This is a genomic window from Aeromonas sp. V90_14 (assembly GCF_029967615.1).
Taxonomy (GTDB): domain Bacteria; phylum Pseudomonadota; class Gammaproteobacteria; order Enterobacterales; family Aeromonadaceae; genus Aeromonas; species Aeromonas hydrophila.
On the sequence record NZ_JASCAS010000033.1, the window covers coordinates 44,163 to 62,231 of the forward strand.

At 62.0% G+C, this 18,069-nt stretch carries 15 protein-coding genes and 1 riboswitch; of the genes, 9 read left to right on the plus strand and 6 right to left on the minus strand.

The genetic code is table 11. The annotated features are described in order from the left end of the window. Positions 1 to 4: 4 nt before the first annotated feature. The gene (locus QLG02_RS12480) at positions 5 to 871 is read left to right on the plus strand and encodes a patatin-like phospholipase family protein (RefSeq protein ID WP_282465306.1); all 867 of its coding nucleotides are present in this window, start codon (positions 5 to 7) and stop codon (positions 869 to 871) included. 92 nt (positions 872 to 963) lie between these two features. Here QLG02_RS12480 and QLG02_RS12485 read toward each other — a convergent pair whose 3' ends face one another. Together QLG02_RS12485 and QLG02_RS12490 are read right to left on the minus strand one after the other, a co-directional pair. Continuing rightward, positions 964 to 2,325: a sodium-dependent transporter gene (locus QLG02_RS12485; protein WP_102989142.1), complete on the minus strand. Its 1,362-nt coding sequence runs from the start codon at positions 2,323 to 2,325 to the stop codon at positions 964 to 966. A gap of 205 nt (positions 2,326 to 2,530) precedes the next feature. Then, positions 2,531 to 2,797: a helix-turn-helix transcriptional regulator gene (locus QLG02_RS12490; protein ID WP_005298604.1), complete on the minus strand. Its 267-nt coding sequence runs from the start codon at positions 2,795 to 2,797 to the stop codon at positions 2,531 to 2,533. A gap of 258 nt (positions 2,798 to 3,055) precedes the next feature. Here QLG02_RS12490 and QLG02_RS12495 point away from each other — a divergent pair, with 258 nt between their 5' ends. From QLG02_RS12495 to QLG02_RS12510, 4 genes are all read left to right on the plus strand, one after another. After that, entirely contained in the window at positions 3,056 to 3,652 is a 597-nt protein-coding gene (locus QLG02_RS12495) for a hypothetical protein (RefSeq protein WP_282465307.1), read from the plus strand. 308 nt (positions 3,653 to 3,960) lie between these two features. Continuing rightward, on the plus strand, positions 3,961 to 4,983 hold the full coding sequence (locus QLG02_RS12500; protein ID WP_016349944.1) for an OmpA family protein: 1,023 nt from the start codon (positions 3,961 to 3,963) through the stop codon (positions 4,981 to 4,983). Positions 4,984 to 5,415: 432 nt separating this feature from the next. Next, on the plus strand, positions 5,416 to 6,417 hold the full coding sequence (gene ompA / locus QLG02_RS12505; protein WP_016349943.1) for a porin OmpA: 1,002 nt from the start codon (positions 5,416 to 5,418) through the stop codon (positions 6,415 to 6,417). 210 nt (positions 6,418 to 6,627) lie between these two features. Further along, positions 6,628 to 7,683: an OmpA family protein gene (locus QLG02_RS12510; protein WP_269383931.1), complete on the plus strand. Its 1,056-nt coding sequence runs from the start codon at positions 6,628 to 6,630 to the stop codon at positions 7,681 to 7,683. 140 nt (positions 7,684 to 7,823) lie between these two features. Here the strand turns inward: QLG02_RS12510 and QLG02_RS12515 are convergent, their stop codons facing one another. After that, positions 7,824 to 9,518: an NAD-dependent malic enzyme gene (locus QLG02_RS12515; RefSeq protein ID WP_011705191.1), complete on the minus strand. Its 1,695-nt coding sequence runs from the start codon at positions 9,516 to 9,518 to the stop codon at positions 7,824 to 7,826. 68 nt (positions 9,519 to 9,586) lie between these two features. After that, a complete protein-coding gene (locus QLG02_RS12520; RefSeq protein ID WP_282465308.1) occupies positions 9,587 to 10,444 on the minus strand; it encodes an AraC family transcriptional regulator in 858 nt (285 codons plus the stop codon). Positions 10,445 to 10,564: 120 nt separating this feature from the next. Here QLG02_RS12520 and QLG02_RS12525 point away from each other — a divergent pair, with 120 nt between their 5' ends. Then, complete coding sequence (locus QLG02_RS12525; RefSeq protein WP_282465309.1) at positions 10,565 to 11,944, plus strand: MATE family efflux transporter; 1,380 nt, start codon at positions 10,565 to 10,567, stop codon at positions 11,942 to 11,944. Positions 11,945 to 12,094: 150 nt separating this feature from the next. Beyond that, positions 12,095 to 12,343 carry a YciN family protein gene (locus QLG02_RS12530; protein ID WP_005298586.1) on the plus strand — a complete coding sequence of 83 codons (249 nt, stop codon included), beginning with the start codon at positions 12,095 to 12,097 and terminating at the stop codon, positions 12,341 to 12,343. Positions 12,344 to 12,367: 24 nt separating this feature from the next. Here QLG02_RS12530 and QLG02_RS12535 read toward each other — a convergent pair whose 3' ends face one another. Further along, positions 12,368 to 13,507, minus strand: coding sequence for a GGDEF domain-containing protein (locus QLG02_RS12535; protein ID WP_011705188.1), 1,140 nt, complete (start codon positions 13,505 to 13,507; stop codon positions 12,368 to 12,370). Between the two features lie 246 nt (positions 13,508 to 13,753). On the opposite strand from QLG02_RS12535, the gene QLG02_RS12540 reads away from it, so the two are divergent. Both QLG02_RS12540 and QLG02_RS12545 read left to right on the plus strand, forming a co-directional pair. Beyond that, positions 13,754 to 15,151, plus strand: a complete 1,398-nt coding sequence (locus tag QLG02_RS12540; protein WP_282465310.1) for a nucleobase:cation symporter-2 family protein — start codon at positions 13,754 to 13,756, stop codon at positions 15,149 to 15,151. 99 nt (positions 15,152 to 15,250) lie between these two features. Next, complete coding sequence (locus QLG02_RS12545; RefSeq protein ID WP_282465311.1) at positions 15,251 to 15,952, plus strand: protein ligase; 702 nt, start codon at positions 15,251 to 15,253, stop codon at positions 15,950 to 15,952. Between the two features lie 109 nt (positions 15,953 to 16,061). On the opposite strand, the gene QLG02_RS12550 is transcribed toward QLG02_RS12545, so the two are convergent. Continuing rightward, the gene (locus QLG02_RS12550; RefSeq protein ID WP_282465312.1) at positions 16,062 to 17,438 is read right to left on the minus strand and encodes a sodium:alanine symporter family protein; all 1,377 of its coding nucleotides are present in this window, start codon (positions 17,436 to 17,438) and stop codon (positions 16,062 to 16,064) included. A gap of 107 nt (positions 17,439 to 17,545) precedes the next feature. Next, positions 17,546 to 17,656: riboswitch (glycine riboswitch) on the minus strand. Between the last annotated feature and the right edge of the window lie 413 nt (positions 17,657 to 18,069).

An 18,069-nucleotide genomic window follows, 5' to 3' on the forward strand; every position in this document is an offset into this window, starting at 1 on the left:
CAAAGTGGCACGAAAACCCCGTGTGGGACTGGCTCTTGGCAGCGGCGCGGCCCGTGGATGGGCACATATCGGCATCATACGGGCGCTGGAGCGGCTCGGCGTCAAACCGGATCTGGTGGCGGGATGCTCCATCGGCAGCTTTGTCGGCGCCGCCTATGCCGCCGGTGAACTGGACAAGCTGGAGAGCTGGGTACGCGGCTTCAGCCGCTTGCAGGTGGTCAGCTTGCTCGATCCAGCCCTCTCCGGCGGCCTGTTTCGCGGCGAGAAGGTGTTCGGCATCGCCGCCAACCACCTCGGCGATCCCGCCATCGAGACGCTGCCGCTCCCCTTTGCCTGCGTCGCCACCGAGCTCGACACCGGCCGCGAGATCTGGCTGCAGCAGGGGCCGCTGCGCCAGTGCGTGCGCGCCTCCTGCGGCATGCCCGGCATCCTGACCCCGACCCGGGTCGAGGAGCGCTGGCTGGTGGACGGCGCCGTGGTCAACCCGGTGCCCATCTCGCTGGCCCGCGCCATGGGGGCCGAGGTGGTGATCGCCGTCAACCTCAACGCCGACATGCACCAGCCCTGGACCGACGAGCCGGATGAACCGAGCGGCGGCAACCGCTTCAGCCAGTGGTTCAACCGGGGCGACGGCCCCAACACGCCGGGCATGTGGAGCGTGATGACCGGCTCCATCAACATCATGCAGGAGCGCATCACCCGCGCCCGGATGGCAGGCGACCCGCCCGAGATCCAGCTCTGCCCGCGCCTTGGCAGCTTCTCCATCATGGATTTCCACCGCGCCAGCGACGCCATCAACGAGGGCGAAGCCTGCGTCGAGCGCAACCTCGACCAGCTCAAGGATGAACTCGGCCGCCTCGGTGTGCTCTAGCGCTTCACCATCTGCAAGACGGGACATCCCCAATAAAAAGAGCGCCTTGCGGCGCTCTTTTGCTGTGGGAACCGTGGGCCCAGCACGGCTGGCTAGAACAACCCCAACCCTTTGAGCATCACGATCAGGATCAGCAGCGGCGACACGTAACGGATGATGAAGAACAGCGGCTTGAGGATCGCCAGCTCCAGCTCGCCGCCGTTGGTCAGCGCCTCCTTCATCCGTTCGAAGCCCCACACCCAGCCCACGAACAGGCAGAGGAAGATGCCGCCAAGGGGCATCAATACGTTGGAAGAGACGAAATCGAACAGGTCGAAGAAGGTCTTGCCGGCGATATGAACGTCCGCCAGCGAGCTGTTGGAAAGCGCGCAGGTCGACCCCACCGCTCCCAGCACCAACAGGTTGAGCAGGGTCGCCTTGGGGCGGCTCATGCGAAATCGCTCTGACACCACCGAGACCGGCACTTCCAGAATGGAGAGCATGGCGCCGGTGGCGGCGATGGCGGAGAGCACGAAGAACAGCACCATGAACAGGTGGCCGAACGGAATGCTGGCGAAGACCGCCGGAATGGTGATGAATAGCAAAGAGGGACCGGCTGTGGGCTCAAAACCGAAGGCAAATACCGCCGGGAAGATGGCGATGCCGGCCAGCATGGAGACGAACAGGTCGGCGCACATCACCCGGAAAGTGGTCAGCGGGATGTTCTGATCATCCCGAAAGTAGCTGCCATAGGTCATCATGCAACCCATGCCGATGGAGAGCTTGAAGAAGGCCAGCCCCATGGCAGTCAGCACCACCCCAGCCGTTATCTTGGAAAAATCCGGTGAGAAGAGAAAATGCAGCCCCTGGCTCGCCCCCGGCAGGGTCAGGCTGCGGATGCCGATAACGAGCAACAGGATGAAGAGCACCGGCATCAGCTTCTTGGTGACCGCCTCGATCCCCTTGGAGACCCCCATCAGCAGGATGCCGCCCATCAGGGCCAGCACCAGCCACTGCCAGAGCAGGCTCTGCAATGGGTCGCTTATCAGCGCCCCGAAGGCCGCCCCGGTCACCTTGGGATCGGTCGACAGGATGGAGCCGTCAACGGCCTTGAAGATGTAGGCAAAGACCCAGGCCGCCACTTCGGAATAAAAGGACATGATAAGGAAGGCGGCCAGCACCCCCATGGCCGCGATCAACCACCAGGGCTGCCCCTTGGGGGCCAGCTTGCTGAGGGTGGTGACGGCATCTGACTTGCCTTTGCGCCCCAGCATGATCTCGGAGATCATCACCGGCAGGCCGACCAGCAGCGTCGCGATGACATAGACCAGCAGGAAACCGGCGCCGCCGTTTTCGCCCGTCAGGTAGGGAAACTTCCAGATATTTCCCAGCCCGACGGCTGAGCCCAGGGTGGCGGCAAGGACGCCGAATTTGCTGGTAAAGCCATCTCTGGCCTTGGGGGTGATTTGACTCATGCTTGTCTCACTGTGCGCATCATGCGAGGGATACCGCTAATTTTAGCGGTCAGAATTTTCTGAGGATTAATCCGGCTTGCCAAGGTATTTTCGTGAAAAGCCTTGGTGAGAGCACAATTAGTCAAATTTAATTAATTGCGTGGGTTATTTGATGGATAAAAAAATGCCGCCTCGATGGCGGCATTTTTGTCAAAGCTCAATCAAATCAAGCCTTGGCAATATCGTCCGGGCCGATCTGACCGATTTCGGCGACTTTTTTGTCAGCCAGCAGCCAGAGGGTGAACTTGTGCAGTTCCGGGTGATGAGCCAGTGCCACCAGGAAGGCGCCACCAACTTCACGATAACCCAGTTCGTAGTTCTTCAGGGTGGTCGGGGGAACGCCCAGCAGATCTGCAAACTTGGGACGGCTCAGGCCGACCGCTTCACGGATCTGACGGATCTTCTTGCCAACAGTTACGATATTTGAATTCATGTGTTCCATACTCCGTACGGCGGATTGACTCCACCTTTATTTTTCGCGACGACTCGTAGTCAAGTGTATCAGTTTTGAACGGACTCGTTATGGTCGAGCCTCTATCTTTAATCAGCGTCTTTCGACGACAACCCTTGCAAACATCGGGGATGGTAATCGCTCAACCGCCTCAGGTAAACAGTCTCGAAAAGAAACCTTTATTGTTGCCACAGGAATAACTCGTATAATTCGCCGGCTATCCCTTAAGAGTAAGAACTCATGGCGCTTCCCGGCATAATCTCCTGTTTACACCCAGTCACCCCCCCCGCAGAACTCGCTCGTCAACTGCAGCAAGGCCAGCAGACTCGTGCCGAGGCCTTCTGGTTGCCCGCCGCGCTGCACGATCAGGCGGCAGCAGTTTTGGCTGCGCTCGATGACAAGAGCAGCCTGTTTCTTGAGCGGCCCGCAACCGGGCTGCCACTGCGCAGTCACGACAGCGTCATGCAGGAAGATGGAACCCTGCTGCTTGGTAATGGCCAGCATCTGGCGCTGGCCAAAGAGCCGGGCGATGGCGCCCTGGTCCCCGTCAACGGGCTGGCCGAGATGGCAAACTGGCTCGAAGCAGGCCACCTGCATTTTTGCTGTTCAGCTGCAGTACAGCCTGTGGCACGGGCCATCCTCAACATCTGGCCGCTCGATCCCTACCTGGCCCGTCATTTTTTGTGCAGTTTTACACCCTTACTGTGCGAAGCAACCGAGGCCGATTACCTGGCCGTGTTCCAGGCGAGGGAATTTCCCGCCATGGCGCAATCTGACTGGGTTCAGGCCTATATGAAACTCGAGAAGAGACTGCACCGAGCCTATTTGGATCACTAATTAATTTGGATAAACAGCCAGTTATCCACACGACACAATTTGCCATATGGATTATGTGTGAGCTTGATCATGTTTTGAAATCGGCATAGAGTGCGCCACGTCATCGGAATGACATCGGCTGTTCGTGAAGGGTTGAAGGCATTGCTTACGCTGCCACCCGCTCGCTTGTGCACCAGGAATGTGTGCCTCCCGGATGGATCCGGGATCCCTGCCAGACTCAACGCTGTTGTTCGGCAGAGCCTGCAGCTTACATAAATTAAAAAGTGCGAAGCACGTGAACAACGTGCCATCTCAACGAGGATTTTTTTATGATGAAAATGGCTCCTTCCCTGATCGCCATCGCCATGGCTGCCATGGGTGCAACTGCAGCTCACGCCGCTGACGACATCTACTTCGGTGCCGGTGTCGGTGCTGCTCACTTCAACGGTCTGAACAAGATCGAAAGCACCAACGTTGGTGAAGAAGACGCAGCTGCAGCCAACGCCTTCGTCGGTTACAACTTCACCGAAAACTTCGGTACCGAGTTCGGCTACCAGTACGCTGGTCGTGGCAACACCGACGGCAACCGTTACGAAAACCAGGGTGCCACCCTGTCCGGTATCGCTCGTCTGCCGCTGGGCGGCGACTTCTCCGCTTTCGCTGAAGGCGGCGCCTACTGGGCTCACACCGATGGTCTGGGCGTAAGTGACACCAAAGTGTCCCCGCTGGCCGGCCTGGGCGTGACCTACAAGGTTAACGACGCGCTGGATCTGCAAGCTCGTTACCGCTACATGTGGGACGTGGCTGACCTGCACGCAGACAATGGTGACCGTTACAAGTCCAACCAGAGCGTTGCGACCCTGGAAGCCGTTTACCACCCGTTCCGCACTTCCTACGTAGCCCCGGCTCCGGCCCCGGTTGTTGAAGAAGCGCCGGCTCCGGCTCCGCAAGTTGTCGAGAAGAACTTCGCCCTGAACTCCGACGTGCTGTTTGCCTTCGGCAAAGACAGCCTGAAGCCGGAAGGCGTTGCTGCCCTGAACGGTCTGTACCAGCAAATCGTTGAATTCCAGCCGAAAGATGGCAACGCTGTTGTCGTTGGTTACACCGACCGCATCGGTTCCGACGCTTACAACCAGAAGCTGTCCGAAGCCCGCGCTCGCACTGTTGCCAACTTCCTGGTCAGCAAAGGCATGGCCGCCAGCAAGGTTGCTGTTGAAGGTCGTGGCGAAGCCAACCCGGTTACCGGCACCAAGTGCAACGGCGTGAAAGCCAAAGCTCAGCTGATCTCCTGCCTGGCTCCGGACCGTCGCGTTGAAGTTCGCGTATCCGGCGTACAAGAAGTTCAGAAGTAATCTGACTCCGTTCAGATGATGCGAAAAGGGGATGCCACGGCATCCCCTTTTGTTTGTCTCCCCGCCGCCAACTGACCAAAAACACAGCACGGCGCGTCACTTTCTGTCAAATCGTTTCCCTCCGCCAGTTTTCTAGCACCCCGTGCAGAGCCGCGCCAGCGCTGGATATCTGTACAGAAACTTGATCAACGCGAGCCAAAAGAATACAGTAACCCCGCTTGTAAGGCATTGGATGAACTATTAAAAGTGCTTCCGGCCCGGTTAGTTGTCCATGGAGCCAAGGCTTCGTGAGTATCCAGGATACCATCTCTTTTTTCATTCAGGCCAACCGTGGTTCACCATGGCGGTCGCAGCTGAATTGTCACTTGTGACCGGTATAACTGAAGAGTGCGCAGTACGCCCTAGCACGGCAAACTCAACGAGGATAAAACGATGAAAATGAAAATGGCACCCGCCCTGATTGCTCTGGCTATCGCGGCCATGGGGACTTCCACCGCTCAGGCTGCCAACGACTGGTACACAGGTATCGGTGCTGGTTGGGCTTATGGCCACGACCTGAACGACTTTGGCAAAGATGCCGACAAGGATGCCACCGCGCTCTCCCTGTTTGGCGGCTACAACTTCAACGATAACTTCGGCGCCGAGCTGGGTTATCTCTACGCCGGCAAGGGTGGCGTCGATGGCGTTGACTTCAAGACCCAGGGCGCAACCCTGTCCGGTCTGGCTCGTCTGCCGCTCGGCGACATCTTCTCCGTGTTTGCAGAAGGCGGCGCCTACTTCAACCACGTCAACGGCAACGGCAGCAGCGACAACGGCACCGCGCCGCTGGCCGGTCTAGGTGTGACCGCCAAGCTCTCTGACCTGATCGATCTGCAAGCCCGTTACCGCTACATGTGGAACCTGGGTGACGAGCAGAAGACCTGGGAAACCAACATGAGCGTGGCCACCCTGGAACTGGTGATGCACCCGAACCGCTCCACTTACGTGGCACCGGTAGCGGCACCGGCGCCCGAGCCGGTTCCTGAGCCGGTCGTGGTCGACAAGAACTTCGCCCTGAGTTCAGACGTGCTGTTTGCCTTCGGCAAATCCACCCTGAAACCGGAAGGCGTTGCCGCCCTGAACACCCTGTACCAGCAGATCGTCGACGTACAGCCGAAAGATGGCAGCGCCGTGGTCGTTGGTTACACCGACCGCATCGGCTCCGACGCCTACAACCTGAAGCTGTCTGAAGCCCGTGCCCGCACCGTGGCCGACTTCCTGGTCGGCAAGGGTCTGCCTGCCGGCAAGGTAGCCATCGAAGGTCGTGGCGAAGCCAACCCGGTCACTGGCACCCAGTGCAACGGCATCAAGGCCAAGGCCCAGCTGATCGCCTGCCTGGCCCCGGATCGCCGCGTAGAAGTGCGCGTCACCGGCGTACAGCAAGTCACCCAGTAAGTCACCTTGGTGACCGAAAAGGAGGCCATCCGGCCTCCTTTTTTATTGCCTGGCGCTCACCCTGAGCACCTCGACTGACCCGCAGATCCCGCTCATTGCCATCCTCGATACCACCTAAGTGGTTAAAAACCCTGCATCGCCTATAAATAGTGGTGGTTGTACACAACAGGGCTTGTGCCCTACTACACCAGACATCGACGAGGATACGCGATGAACATAAGAGTAAAACCTGTTTGGATTGCATTGGCACTGGCAGCCACGGGCGCACAGGCGGCGCCGGACAACGACTGGTACGCCGGGGTGGGAGGTGGCTGGGCCATCGCTCACGATCTGGGTGACTTTGGCAAGGATGCGAGCAAGGACGCCACCGCGCTCTCCCTGTTCGGCGGCTACAACTTTACCGAGAATCTGGGGACTGAGCTCGGCTACCTGTCGACCGGTGACTGGGACGTGCAGGGCAACGACTTCAGCAGCCAGGGCGCCACCCTGTCGGTGATTGGTCGGCTGCCGCTGGGGGATATCTTCTCGGTGTTCGCCGAGGGCGGCGGTTATATCTACCACGTCAAGTCCATCAACGGCGGCGACAACAACCTGGCTCCGCTGGCCGGCCTCGGCCTCACCGCCAAGCTGCACGACTGGGTCGATATCCAGGCCCGCTACCGCTACATGGTCCGGGTCGGCGACGATCCCGACAATGACAAGGTGGGCAGCGGCACCCAGCGCTGGGTCAGCGACATCAGCACCGCCACTCTGGAGCTGGTGATCCACCCCAACCGCAGCAAACCGGTCGAACCGGCCCCTGCCCCCATGGTCGTTCCCCCGCCACCGCCCGCTCCCGAGCCGGTGGATCAGACCTTCAACCTGAGTTCGGACGTGCTGTTTGCGTTCGGCAAGGCGGAGCTGAAACCGGAGGGGATGCAGGCGCTGGAGTCGCTCTATCAGCAGATAGCCGACGTCAAGCCCAAGGATGGCAATGCCGTGGTGATGGGCTATACCGACCGCATCGGGTCGGATGCCAACAACCAGGCGCTGTCGGAAGCCCGTGCCAGCACGGTCGCCAACTTCCTGATCGGCAAGGGGCTGCCCGCCGACAAGGTGAGCATCCAGGGCAATGGCGAGAGCAACCCGGTCACCGGCAGCCAGTGTGATGCCATCAAGGCCAGGGCCGCCCTCATCGACTGCCTGGCACCGGATCGCCGGGTAGAAGTCAGGGTCACCGGCACTCAGGGTGCCCCCGAGGCAGCCGCCGCCCCGGCCGAGCAGTAATTCCAGCCACGAAGAGAGCACAGTGCCAGACGTGTGAAGAGGTGCAGATAACAACAGGTGGTGAGCAAGCCCACCCACAACGCGATGCACAAAAAAGGGATGCCGAGGCATCCCTTTTGCTTTGCGCCTTCCCGCAGAAATCAGAAGGAGGTACGGCGATAACGGCGATACTCGGGGCGCCAGAAGTTGGCCTCGATGGATTGATCGATCACCTCGTCCGGGGTCTGTACCGCCTTGCCCTGCAGCATGGCGGTCTTGGCCACCATCTTGGCGATGTAGCGGGAGACCTGGTGAATGTCCGCCAGATCCGGCAGCAAGGAGCCCTCCTCCCCCTTCACCAGCGGCGAGCACTCTGCCAGTGCGCGGCTGGCCGACATCAGCATCGCATCTGTCACCCGGGTGGCACCGGCGGCGATGACGCCAAGGCCGATCCCCGGGAAGATGAAGGAGTTGTTGCACTGGGCGATGACGTAGCGCTTGCCCTTGTACTCCACCGGTGCAAACGGACTGCCGGTGGCCACCAGCGCCTGACCGTCGGTCCAGCGGATCAGATCTGCCGGCGTCGCCTCGACCCGGGAAGTAGGGTTGGAGAGCGGGAAGATGATGGGGCGGGCACAGTGCTTGTGCATGGTCTTGACCACCTCTTCGGTGAACAGCCCCGGCTGGCCGGAGACCCCGATCAGGATGTCCGGGCGACCGTGCTCCATCACCTCCAGCAGGGAGATGTTGTCCCCCACCGGCCAATCGGCGATGCGCTCCACCGGCTGGGAGAGGCGGCGCTGGAAGTCGAGCTGGTTGGGGATCTTGTCGGTGATGAGGCCGAATCTGTCCACCATGAAGACCCGGCTGCGGGCCTGGGCATCGGTCAGCCCCTCGGCTTTCATCTGCGCCACGATCTGCTCGGCGATACCGCAACCGGCGCTGCCGGCACCGAGGAAGGCGACCCGCTTCTCGGAGAGCTTGGCGCCGGAGGCCTTGCAGGCGGCGATGAGGCTGCCCAGGGTCACGGCGGCGGTACCCTGAATGTCGTCGTTGAAGCAGCAGAGCTCGTTCTTGTAGCGATTGAGCAGCGGCATGGCGTTGTTCTGGGCGAAGTCCTCGAACTGCAGCAGGATGTCGGGCCAGCGGCGCTTGACCGCCTGGATGAAGGCGTCGACGAACTCGGCATACTCTTCACCCGAGATGCGCGGATTGCGCCAGCCCATGTAGAAGGGGTCATTCAGCAGCTGCTGGTTGTTGGTACCCACGTCCAGCACCACCGGCAGGCAGTAGGCCGGCGAGATGCCACCACAGGCGGTGTAGAGCGACAGCTTGCCGATGGGAATGCCCATGCCGCCGATGCCCTGATCGCCAAGGCCCAGGATGCGCTCACCGTCGGTGACCACGATCACCTTGACGTTCTGCTTGGTGGCGTTTTGCAGCATGTCATCGATCCTGTCCTTGTCCGGATAGGAGATGAACAGGCCGCGGGCGCGACGGTAGATGTTGGAGAACTCCTCGCACGCCTTGCCGACGGTCGGGGTGTAGATGACCGGCAGCATCTCGGTCAGGTGGTTGGTCAGCAACCGGTAGAACAGCGTCTCGTTGGTGTCCTGGATGTTGCGCAGGTAGATGTGCTTGTCCATGTCGTTGCCGAACGCCATGAACTGACGGTAGGCCCGCTCGGCCTGCTCTTCGATGGTCTCGATATTCTGGGGCAGCAGGCCTTCGAGGTTGAAGTTGCTGCGCTCTTCGCTGGTGAAGGCGCTGCCCTTGTTGAGCAGCGGGGTCTCCAGCAGGGCCGGACCGGCATAGGGGATGTAGAGGGGACGTTTCTGGTTATTATCTTCAAACATGGATCGGGTACCTAAACGATGACCTGGACGAAGGAGTCCGCCGATCCTATGGGCTTGCGCCATTAATTTCAAAGAGTTTGCACATCCGTTGCAAAAGGTTTGCGACCCAGGCGACGAAAGGCGCCGGGGGTCAGACCAGTGAGCCGGCGAAAGCGGTTGGCAAAGTTGGCGCCGTCGCTGTAACCGACCCGGCCGGCCAGCTCGCTGAGGGGCCAGTTGGTGTAGAGCAGCAGCTGGCGCGCCTTGTTCATCCTGAGCTCGGTCACCTTCGCCATGGGCCCCATGCCGAACGCCTGCTGGCAGAGCCGATGCAGATGGGGCACCGAGCAGGCCATCTGGTCGGCCAGCAATGCCACGCTCCAGGGCTCGTCGAGGCGCGCCTCCACCCGCCGAAACAGCGCCTGCAGCCTGAGCTCCGGGGTGCCGCGCACCTCCCCCTGCAGGGTTCGCTCCAGGAGCGCCAGCAGCAGGCTCAGCAACTGGGGCTGCAGCGGTGACCGCGTGCCCTCCCCCTGCATCAGGCTGAGCAGGTGATAGAGCTGCTCCCCCTCCTCCCCCTGCCAGATGCGGTGGCCGAGCCGGTGCAGGTGCTGCCAGCGCGGCACGTCATCCAGCAGGATCCAGCTGGTGCACCACTGCGCCCCCACCAGCTTGAGACCACCGGGCACTGCCGCCGGCAGGAAGATGAGCGAACCGGCCGGGATGGGCTGCTCGCCGCAATCGGTGAGCAGGGCGCCCCCTTCGTCGTGGCTCACCATCAGGATGTGAAACTCCGGCCGGTTGCGACGAATCAGGTAGTGATCGCGGATGCTCGAGAGCCCGGTCAGGAAGATGCCCGCCTCGCCGAGCAGCGGCAGCCCTTCACGTCCCAGCATTCGCTCCTCGCAGGCCGGGGCGATTTCCAGACACTCGCTGACAAACGGCATAACACCTCAACAGGATAGTTTTACACAAGAAAGCCGAGAGAGGCTCACAGTGAAGCCGCCCGCCACTCCCCCTATCATACCCATGACGAACCTTGCTTTTTATCTACCCGGTTAACATAAATGAATTATTGGCAAGCGATTTTAAAACAAACCACCGATCGTGAGTTCATGACCCGATTGTGGCGGCTGGCCCTGCCGGTCTCGCTGCAATCCATGATGTTCTCCCTGCTCGGCCTCATCGACATCATGATGGTGAGCCAGCTTGGCACCACGGCTGTGGCGGCGGTCGGCTTGGGTAACCGGGTCTTCTTCTTCAATCTGCTGGTGATAGCGGGACTCTCGGGTGGGGTCTCGGTGTTGGCGGCACAATATTACGGTCGCGGCGAGATGGCCGGGGTGCGCCGCTCGCTGGCGCTGGCGCTGGTGGGAGCCCTGCTGGTGAGCCTGCCGTTTGCCCTCATCTACGTGATCTCACCGGGCAGCGTGCTCGGCTTTGCCAGCCAGGCGCCTGCGCTGCGCGAGCTGGCCGATCAGTTTCTGATGATCACCGGCGCCACCATCCTCTGCACCGCCGTGGTGGTGCCGCTGGAGTCGGCGCTGCGCTCGGTCGGCAATGCCGCCGCCCCCACCCGCATCGGCATCATCGCCATCATCACCAACGTCATCCTCAACTACGCCCTCATCTTCGGCCATTTCGGCTTCGAGGCGATGGGGGTGGCCGGCTCGGCCTGGGGCACCACCCTTTCACGGCTGCTGCAAACGACCCTGCTGCTGCTCTACGTGAGACGCTACGAGGCGCGCCTGATCCCGCGAAAAGATGACTGGCTGGCCGCCTTCAAGCGCAAGGAGGTGGTGCGCTTCACCCTGATCGCCCTGCCGCTCTTGTTCCACGACGGGCTCTGGGCCTTCGGCATGCTGCTCTACGGCTTTCTTTACGCACACCTTGGCACCGACTCGCTGGCCATCATGACCACCCTCGGCACGCTGGAGAGCATCCTCATCTCCCTCTTCTTCGGGTTGGCGGTGGCCTGCTCCACCCTGCTCGGCCACCGGCTCGGGGCGGAAGAGTACGAGGTTGCCTGGCAGCACTCCCAGCTCTTTCTGCTGCTCGCTCCCATCGGTGCCCTGCTGGTGGGGATCGCGGTCTGGCTGCTGCAGACCCACCTGCTGCAGTGGGTCGGCAACCTGCCGGGCGAGCTGATGACGGAGGCCGGCCAGGTGCTCGCCATCATGTGTCTGGGTATGCTGCTCAAGGTGTTCAACATGGTGGGCATCATAGGGGTGCTGCGCTCGGGCGGGGATGTGAACTACAGCATCTTCATCGACATCGTCGGCATGTGGTGCATCGGCCTGCCGCTCGCCTGGGGGGCAGTCAACCTGCTCGGCTGGCCCCTCTCCTGGGTGGTGGCGGTGGTGTTGCTGGAAGAGCTCAGCAAGGTGTTGCTGGTGCAGCGCCGCATTCGCCAGCGCCGCTGGCTCAGAAATCTGGTGCTGGGATAAGGGAAGAGAGTAAAGCGGGAAAATGCGGGGTCATATCAATGACAGAAAATCCCCGTTTGCAGTATGCTGGCCCCCTCTTCAATCAGAGGCAGGGCGCACCGCGTGCAGCGACATTATGCCCCTGCCCAGTAGTCGTTTAAGGAGACGAGCATGCAACCACAAAAAGAGCTGATCACCGAGACTGCCCTGCTGGAGATGGCCAACAAGATCATCAAGGAACACGAAGACTTCATCCACGGCATGCGTGCCGATTCGGTGGAGCAGAAGGGGGAGATCCTGGTGTTCAAGGGGGAGTTCTTCCTGGCCGAAGATGGCACCCCGACCGGCAAGACCATGGCGGTGTTCAACATGTTCAAGCTGCTGGCCCAGCAGCTCTCCGGCAAGTACCAGCTGGGCTGAGCCCGCTCAAGCAAGATGCCGCCCTCAGGCGGCATCTGTCTGTATGGCGGCAGGCTGTGCCGGCTTGCCACCCAGCTCCCCCACCACGCAGTTGCGCCCGGCCATCTTGGCCATGTAGAGGCACTCGTCGGCCCGGTTGAGCAGATCCTCCACCCCCTCGCCACGCAGGGCCAGGGTCAGGCCGATACTCACCGTCACCTCCAGCAGTTCGTCGGAGGTGGGGCTCTTCACCAACCGCGCCTCCACCGCCACCCGCAGCCGCTCGGCCACCCGCTTGGCCTGGGCCAGCTCGGCGCAGTTGGGCAGCAGGATGGCAAACTCCTCGCCGCCGTAGCGGCCCAGCACCATGCCGGGCTCCAGCTGCTCCGCCAGGGTCGCTGCCACCTCCTTGAGCACCGCATCCCCCGCCAGATGGCCGAAGGTGTCGTTGATGCGCTTGAAGCGGTCCAGATCCAGCAGCAGCACCGCAAACGGCGCCTGCTTGCGGATCATGCTCATCCTCGCCTTCTCCAGCTGTTTCATCAGCAGGCGGCGGTTCATCATGCCGGTCAGCTCGTCGGTGGTGGACTCCCGGTAGAGCTGCAGCAGCATGTTGAGCTGGCCGCACTGCACCCAGCTGCTGGCCAGGGCAAACAGCCCCAGCAGCCAGATCTGGTTGAGGGTCTGCACGCTCCAGAGCGGCTGCCCCACCAGCAGCCAGTTGCCGGCCAGCATGGTGACCAGAATGCCCCCCGCCAGCTGCAGACCGAGGGAGAGCGGAATGGGGAAGATGGCGAACAGGCTGATGAGCAGGTAGGGGAACGCCATGTAGCCCGCTTGCAGCTCCTGATCCGCGCCGAAGCTGTGCAGGCAGATGAGGGAGAAGAGCATCATCACCGCCATCAGGTAGCCGAGCGCCAGCTTCATGCGTTCGCGTCTGAAGTGGATGAGGTAGGAGAAGGGGATGAGCGGGGAGAGGGCGAGCAGGCAGAAGATCCGGGCCTGAAACAGTTCATCGAACTGGGCGGAGGGCAAGGTCAGCCAGTCCACCACCGCCCAGGCGGGCAGGCCCACCATCAACAGACAGGTGAGCAGCCGAAGACGCACCGTCATAAAGCCCATGCGGGTCAGGGTAAAATCTTCGGAGTGGGCACGGGCACTCCAGAACTCCGACAGCTTCAGCATCCAGAGCCTCCAAATCGCAACAGAGGGCTCATTCTACGCCGTGCGGCGGCAAAATCCTATGCAACCGGCGCCATTTCCGGGCGAGCGCCGTCACACAAACCGGCGGATCATAATCGCCACGCGCAAACGTTTCAACCCATCAAAAAATAAACCCGTTGCAACCCGAATTAGCGCTGGTCAGCCCGCTCTCAATCACTAAAATAGCGCCCAATTTTCTGCCCCCTCCCCCACACATTCGAGGTATTTATGGAACAGGCTGCCGCCGTACGCGCAACCCGAGAGGCCCATCCCCCCAGGCGAGCCCATAGCGAACTGGTCTATGGCATAGAGGATGTCCCGCCCCTGCCCCAGACCCTGTTCGCCGCCCTGCAGCATATGCTCGCCATGTTTGTCGCCATCATTACCCCGCCCCTCATCATCGCCAACGCCCTCGGCCTCCCTGCCGCCGACACCCGCTATATCGTCTCCATGTCGCTGGTCATGTCCGGCATCGCCTCCTTCATCCAGACCCGCCGCTTCGGCCCCCTCGGTTCCGGCCTACTCTCGGTACAGGGCACCAGCTTCAACTTCCTCGGCCCCATCATCGCCTCCGGCCTCGCCCTCAAGCAGGCGGCCATGCCCACCGAGGATCTGCTGGGCACCCTGTTCGGCACCATGCTGGCGGCCGCCCTGACCATAGTGGTGATGAGCCGCTTCCTGCACCTGGTCAAACGGATCATCACCCCGCTGGTGACCGGCATCGTGGTGCTGCTCATCGGCCTGACCCTCATCAAGGTGGGCCTCATCAGCATGGGGGGTGGCTACGGCGCCCTGGCCGACGGCAGCTTCGCCAGCCACACCAACCTCTTCCTCTCCCTGCTGGTGCTCGGCCTCATCGTACTGCTGCAGCGCAGCCGCAACCCCTGGCTGCGCCTCTCCGCCATCATGATCGCCATGCTGGTGGGCTATGCGGTGGCACTGCTGCTGGGCAAGGTCAACGCCCCCACCTTCGATGGCCCCCTGCTGATGGTGCCGATCCCGCTCCACTACGGGCTCGGCTTTGACTGGCAGCTGTTCGTGCCGCTCGCCATCATCTTCGTGGTGACGGCGCTCGAGGCCATCGGCGACATGACCGCCACCTCCGACATCTCCGGCGAGCCGCTGGAAGGGCCGGTCTACATGGCGCGGATCAAGGGCGGCGTGCTGGCCGATGGTGCCAACTCCATGCTGGCGGCGGTCTTCTCCACCTTCCCCATGTCCACCTTCGCCCAGAACAACGGCGTCATCCAGCTGACCGGGGTGGCCAGCCGCCACGTCGGCCTGTTCATCGCCGCCATGCTGGCGCTGCTCGGCCTGTTCCCGGCGGTGGCCAGCCTGGTGCAACAGATCCCCGAACCCGTGCTGGGCGGCGCCACCATCGTCATGTTCGGCACCATCGCCGCCGCCGGCGTGCGCATCATCTCCCGCGAGGAGCTCGACCGCCGCGCCCTGATGATCCTGGCGGTGTCGCTGGCCATGGGGCTCGGGGTGGCGCAGGTGCCAGAAGTGCTGCAGCACCTGCCGGATCTGGCCAAGAGCGTGCTCTCCTACGGCGTCGCCACCGGCGGCCTCACAGCCATCATCATGAACCTGCTGCTGCCCAAGCGCACCGCCGCACAGGCCTGACATTCCGCCATCCTTGCACCAAAGCCCCGCCATGCGGGGCTTTACCTCCTTCGCTGCCACGGGTAGTGTGCTGGGCAGCCTCTGTTCAGGATGCCTTTCATGCCCTATACCCTGCTTCCCCCCCTGCCCAGTAGCCACACCCCGGATCAGATCCTGGCCGAGGAGCAGCGCTGGCTGCGAGAGTGCGCCCATGACCGCCAGCCCCGCGCCCACCTCTGGCAGGCGCCCCAATGCCTCATCGTCACCCGCAAGGACACCCGTTTGCCCCGCTACCAGGCCGCCTGCGAGCAGCTTGCCGCCGAGGGCTGGCCCGTGCATGTGCGCGACAGCGGCGGCACCGCCGTGCCCCACGGCGCCGGCATACTCAATCTGTCGCTCATGCTGCCTCGCACCACCACGGATCTGGCTCATTACTACCGGCTGCTGGGGGCACCGCTGCTCGCCCTGCTGGGGGAGTACGGTCTTGAGGGCAGCTATGACTTCGTGCCCGGCTCGTTTTGCGATGGCCAGTACAATCTGGTGATCGGGGGTCGCAAGGTGACCGGCACCGCCCAGCGCTGGCTGGCGCCGGGTCAGGATCACCACGGCGCCGTGCTGGCCCAGGCCATGCTGCTGGTGGCCGGCAACGTGGACGAAGGTACCCGGATGGCGAGCCGCTTCTACGAGCTGGCGGGCGGCGAGCTGCGCTTTCTCCCCGCCACCTCCACCACCCTGGCGCAAGCCATAAACTGGCAAGGGAGCGAGGGCGAACTGGTGGAGAGGGTGCGAACCCGGCTCACCGCGCTGCTTACCCTGGAGTGAGCTCCGCGCCCTGCTGCCGGGCACCACAACCGGCCCCCTCATCAAAAATGCCCATAAAAAAAGCCACGACCCGGGTCGTGGGGTTTGGTTTGGGTGGTTGGTGGCGGCGTCAGGCCGGGTGCGGCTCGGGCTCGGACTCCGTATCCCGGTCCCGGCTGAAGTAGGCGCGGGTCTCGGCGATCACCACGTGGCGCAGGCCGATGAGACCGATGAGGTTGGGCACCGCCATCAGGCCGTTGACGATGTCGGCCAGCAGCCAGATCAGGTCCAGATGCAGGAAGGCACCGCTCGCCACCAGCACCAGATAGATGAGGCGGTAGGGTTTGATCGCCTTCACCCCGAACAGGTACTCGGTGCAGCGCTCGCCGTAGTAGTTCCAGCCAAGGATGGTGGTAAAGGCGAAGAACAACAGGCCGATGCTCACCAGATACTGGCCGACATGGGCATCAAGCCCTTGGGCAAAGGCCAGACTGGTCATGGCCGCGCCGCTCACATCGCCGCTCCACACCCCGGTCACCACCAGGGTCAGGCCGGTCATGGTGCAGATGATGATGGTATCGATGAAGGTGCCAGTCATGGAGACCAGCCCCTGCTCTACACACGAATCGGTCTTGGCCGCCGCCGCCGCGATGGGGGCAGAACCCAGCCCCGACTCGTTGGAGAAGACCCCGCGCGCCACCCCAGACTGGATCGCCAGCATGATGCCGGCACCGACGAAGCCGCCGGTGGCTGCATGGCCGGTGAAGGCACTCCCGATCACCAGGGCGATCGCCTCCGGCAGGGCGGCGGCATTGTTCACCAGCACGCCCAGACAGGCGACGATGTAGAAGATGGCCATGAAGGGCACCACCTTGCTCGACACGCTGGAGATGGACTGGATGCCCCCCAGGGTCACCAGCGCCACGATCAGGGTCAGCACCACGGCGGTCGCTTCACGGGGTACCGAGAAGGAGAGGCTCATGGCGTCACTGATGGCGTTAACCTGCGGGAAGGTGCCGATACCGAAGAAGGCGACGCCGATGCCAAACAGGGCAAACAGCTTGGCCAGCGGCCTGGAGCCGAGCCCCTTCTCCAGATAGTACATGGGGCCACCGGCCATCTGGCCGTTGGCGTCCTGCTGGCGATATTTCACCGCCAGCAGGCACTCGGCGTACTTGGTGGCCATGCCGAACAGGGCGGCCATCCACATCCAGAACAGGGCACCGGGGCCACCGAGCTTGATGGCGGTGGCCACACCGACGATGTTGCCGGTGCCGATGGTCGCGGAGAGGGCGGTACAGAGCGCGCCGAAGCTGGAGACATCCCCCTGCTTGCCCTGCCCCTGATCGCGGCCAAAGACCAGCCGCAGGGCGAGCGGCAAGCGCACCACCTGAAGCAGACCCAGACGCAGGGTAAGGTAGATACCGGTCCCGACCAGCAGGATCAGCAGGGGTGGACCCCAGATAAAGCTATCGATGGCGGCGAGCGCCGATTGAATTGATGACATGCATCCTCCTTAAGAAACAGAAATTAAGGAGGAGAAGGATGATCTTCCCATAGGTGTCGCGATCGGCCAGAGGCGATCGGATGCGGGCCAAGCCCAGGTACAACCATCCCATCCCCTCTGTCCTTTTGCCTGAGAGTTTCCGGCGCCAGATTGCGATGCAATCACGGTGCCTTGCTCCTTCGGCGCCCGATTCAACGGGTCTCTCCAGAGTATCGTCCAGTAGCAGTCCACACCGGTTGCCCGGTACCTGAAAGATTCACTTCTTCGGTGGATGGTTGCCCATCGCTCTCCTGCTACCTTCATCCGAACTAGTTTGGATTAGGAAGCGGGCATGGTAATCCAAAAAGTGTGAGCTGTCTCCCACTCGGCCACCCCGGCCGCCGTTTTTTTTCGCACCGAACCATCTGTTATTTGTTCGTTAACTATCAATAAGTTATTCCCACTTACCGCAGATGCCCCAGCTTCACTAGCCGATACAGCCGCCATATCAAGATGATATTTCGTCTCGACCAGAAAAACTTGCCGACATATCCAATCAAAAGGGTTGCACACAAACGCAATAAGCCGATAATCCCGCGCATAACTAAGCACTTTGCAATGGAGTTATGCAATGTGCCTGGTTGGTCCCTCC

What these genes read in the sequence shown, in the direction of transcription:
- QLG02_RS12485 (WP_102989142.1), bottom strand. Translation starts at nt 2,325, where the DNA reads ATGAGTCAAATCACCCCCAAGGCCAGAGATGGCTTTACCAGCAAATTC.
- QLG02_RS12490 (WP_005298604.1), bottom strand. Translation starts at nt 2,797, where the DNA reads ATGAATTCAAATATCGTAACTGTTGGCAAGAAGATCCGTCAGATCCGT.
- QLG02_RS12495 (WP_282465307.1), top strand. Translation starts at nt 3,056, where the DNA reads ATGGCGCTTCCCGGCATAATCTCCTGTTTACACCCAGTCACCCCCCCC.
- QLG02_RS12500 (WP_016349944.1), top strand. Translation starts at nt 3,961, where the DNA reads ATGATGAAAATGGCTCCTTCCCTGATCGCCATCGCCATGGCTGCCATG.
- ompA (WP_016349943.1), top strand. Translation starts at nt 5,416, where the DNA reads ATGAAAATGAAAATGGCACCCGCCCTGATTGCTCTGGCTATCGCGGCC.
- QLG02_RS12510 (WP_269383931.1), top strand. Translation starts at nt 6,628, where the DNA reads ATGAACATAAGAGTAAAACCTGTTTGGATTGCATTGGCACTGGCAGCC.
- QLG02_RS12515 (WP_011705191.1), bottom strand. Translation starts at nt 9,518, where the DNA reads ATGTTTGAAGATAATAACCAGAAACGTCCCCTCTACATCCCCTATGCC.
- QLG02_RS12520 (WP_282465308.1), bottom strand. Translation starts at nt 10,444, where the DNA reads ATGCCGTTTGTCAGCGAGTGTCTGGAAATCGCCCCGGCCTGCGAGGAG.
- QLG02_RS12525 (WP_282465309.1), top strand. Translation starts at nt 10,565, where the DNA reads ATGAATTATTGGCAAGCGATTTTAAAACAAACCACCGATCGTGAGTTC.
- QLG02_RS12530 (WP_005298586.1), top strand. Translation starts at nt 12,095, where the DNA reads ATGCAACCACAAAAAGAGCTGATCACCGAGACTGCCCTGCTGGAGATG.
- QLG02_RS12535 (WP_011705188.1), bottom strand. Translation starts at nt 13,507, where the DNA reads ATGCTGAAGCTGTCGGAGTTCTGGAGTGCCCGTGCCCACTCCGAAGAT.
- QLG02_RS12540 (WP_282465310.1), top strand. Translation starts at nt 13,754, where the DNA reads ATGGAACAGGCTGCCGCCGTACGCGCAACCCGAGAGGCCCATCCCCCC.
- QLG02_RS12545 (WP_282465311.1), top strand. Translation starts at nt 15,251, where the DNA reads ATGCCCTATACCCTGCTTCCCCCCCTGCCCAGTAGCCACACCCCGGAT.
- QLG02_RS12550 (WP_282465312.1), bottom strand. Translation starts at nt 17,438, where the DNA reads ATGTCATCAATTCAATCGGCGCTCGCCGCCATCGATAGCTTTATCTGG.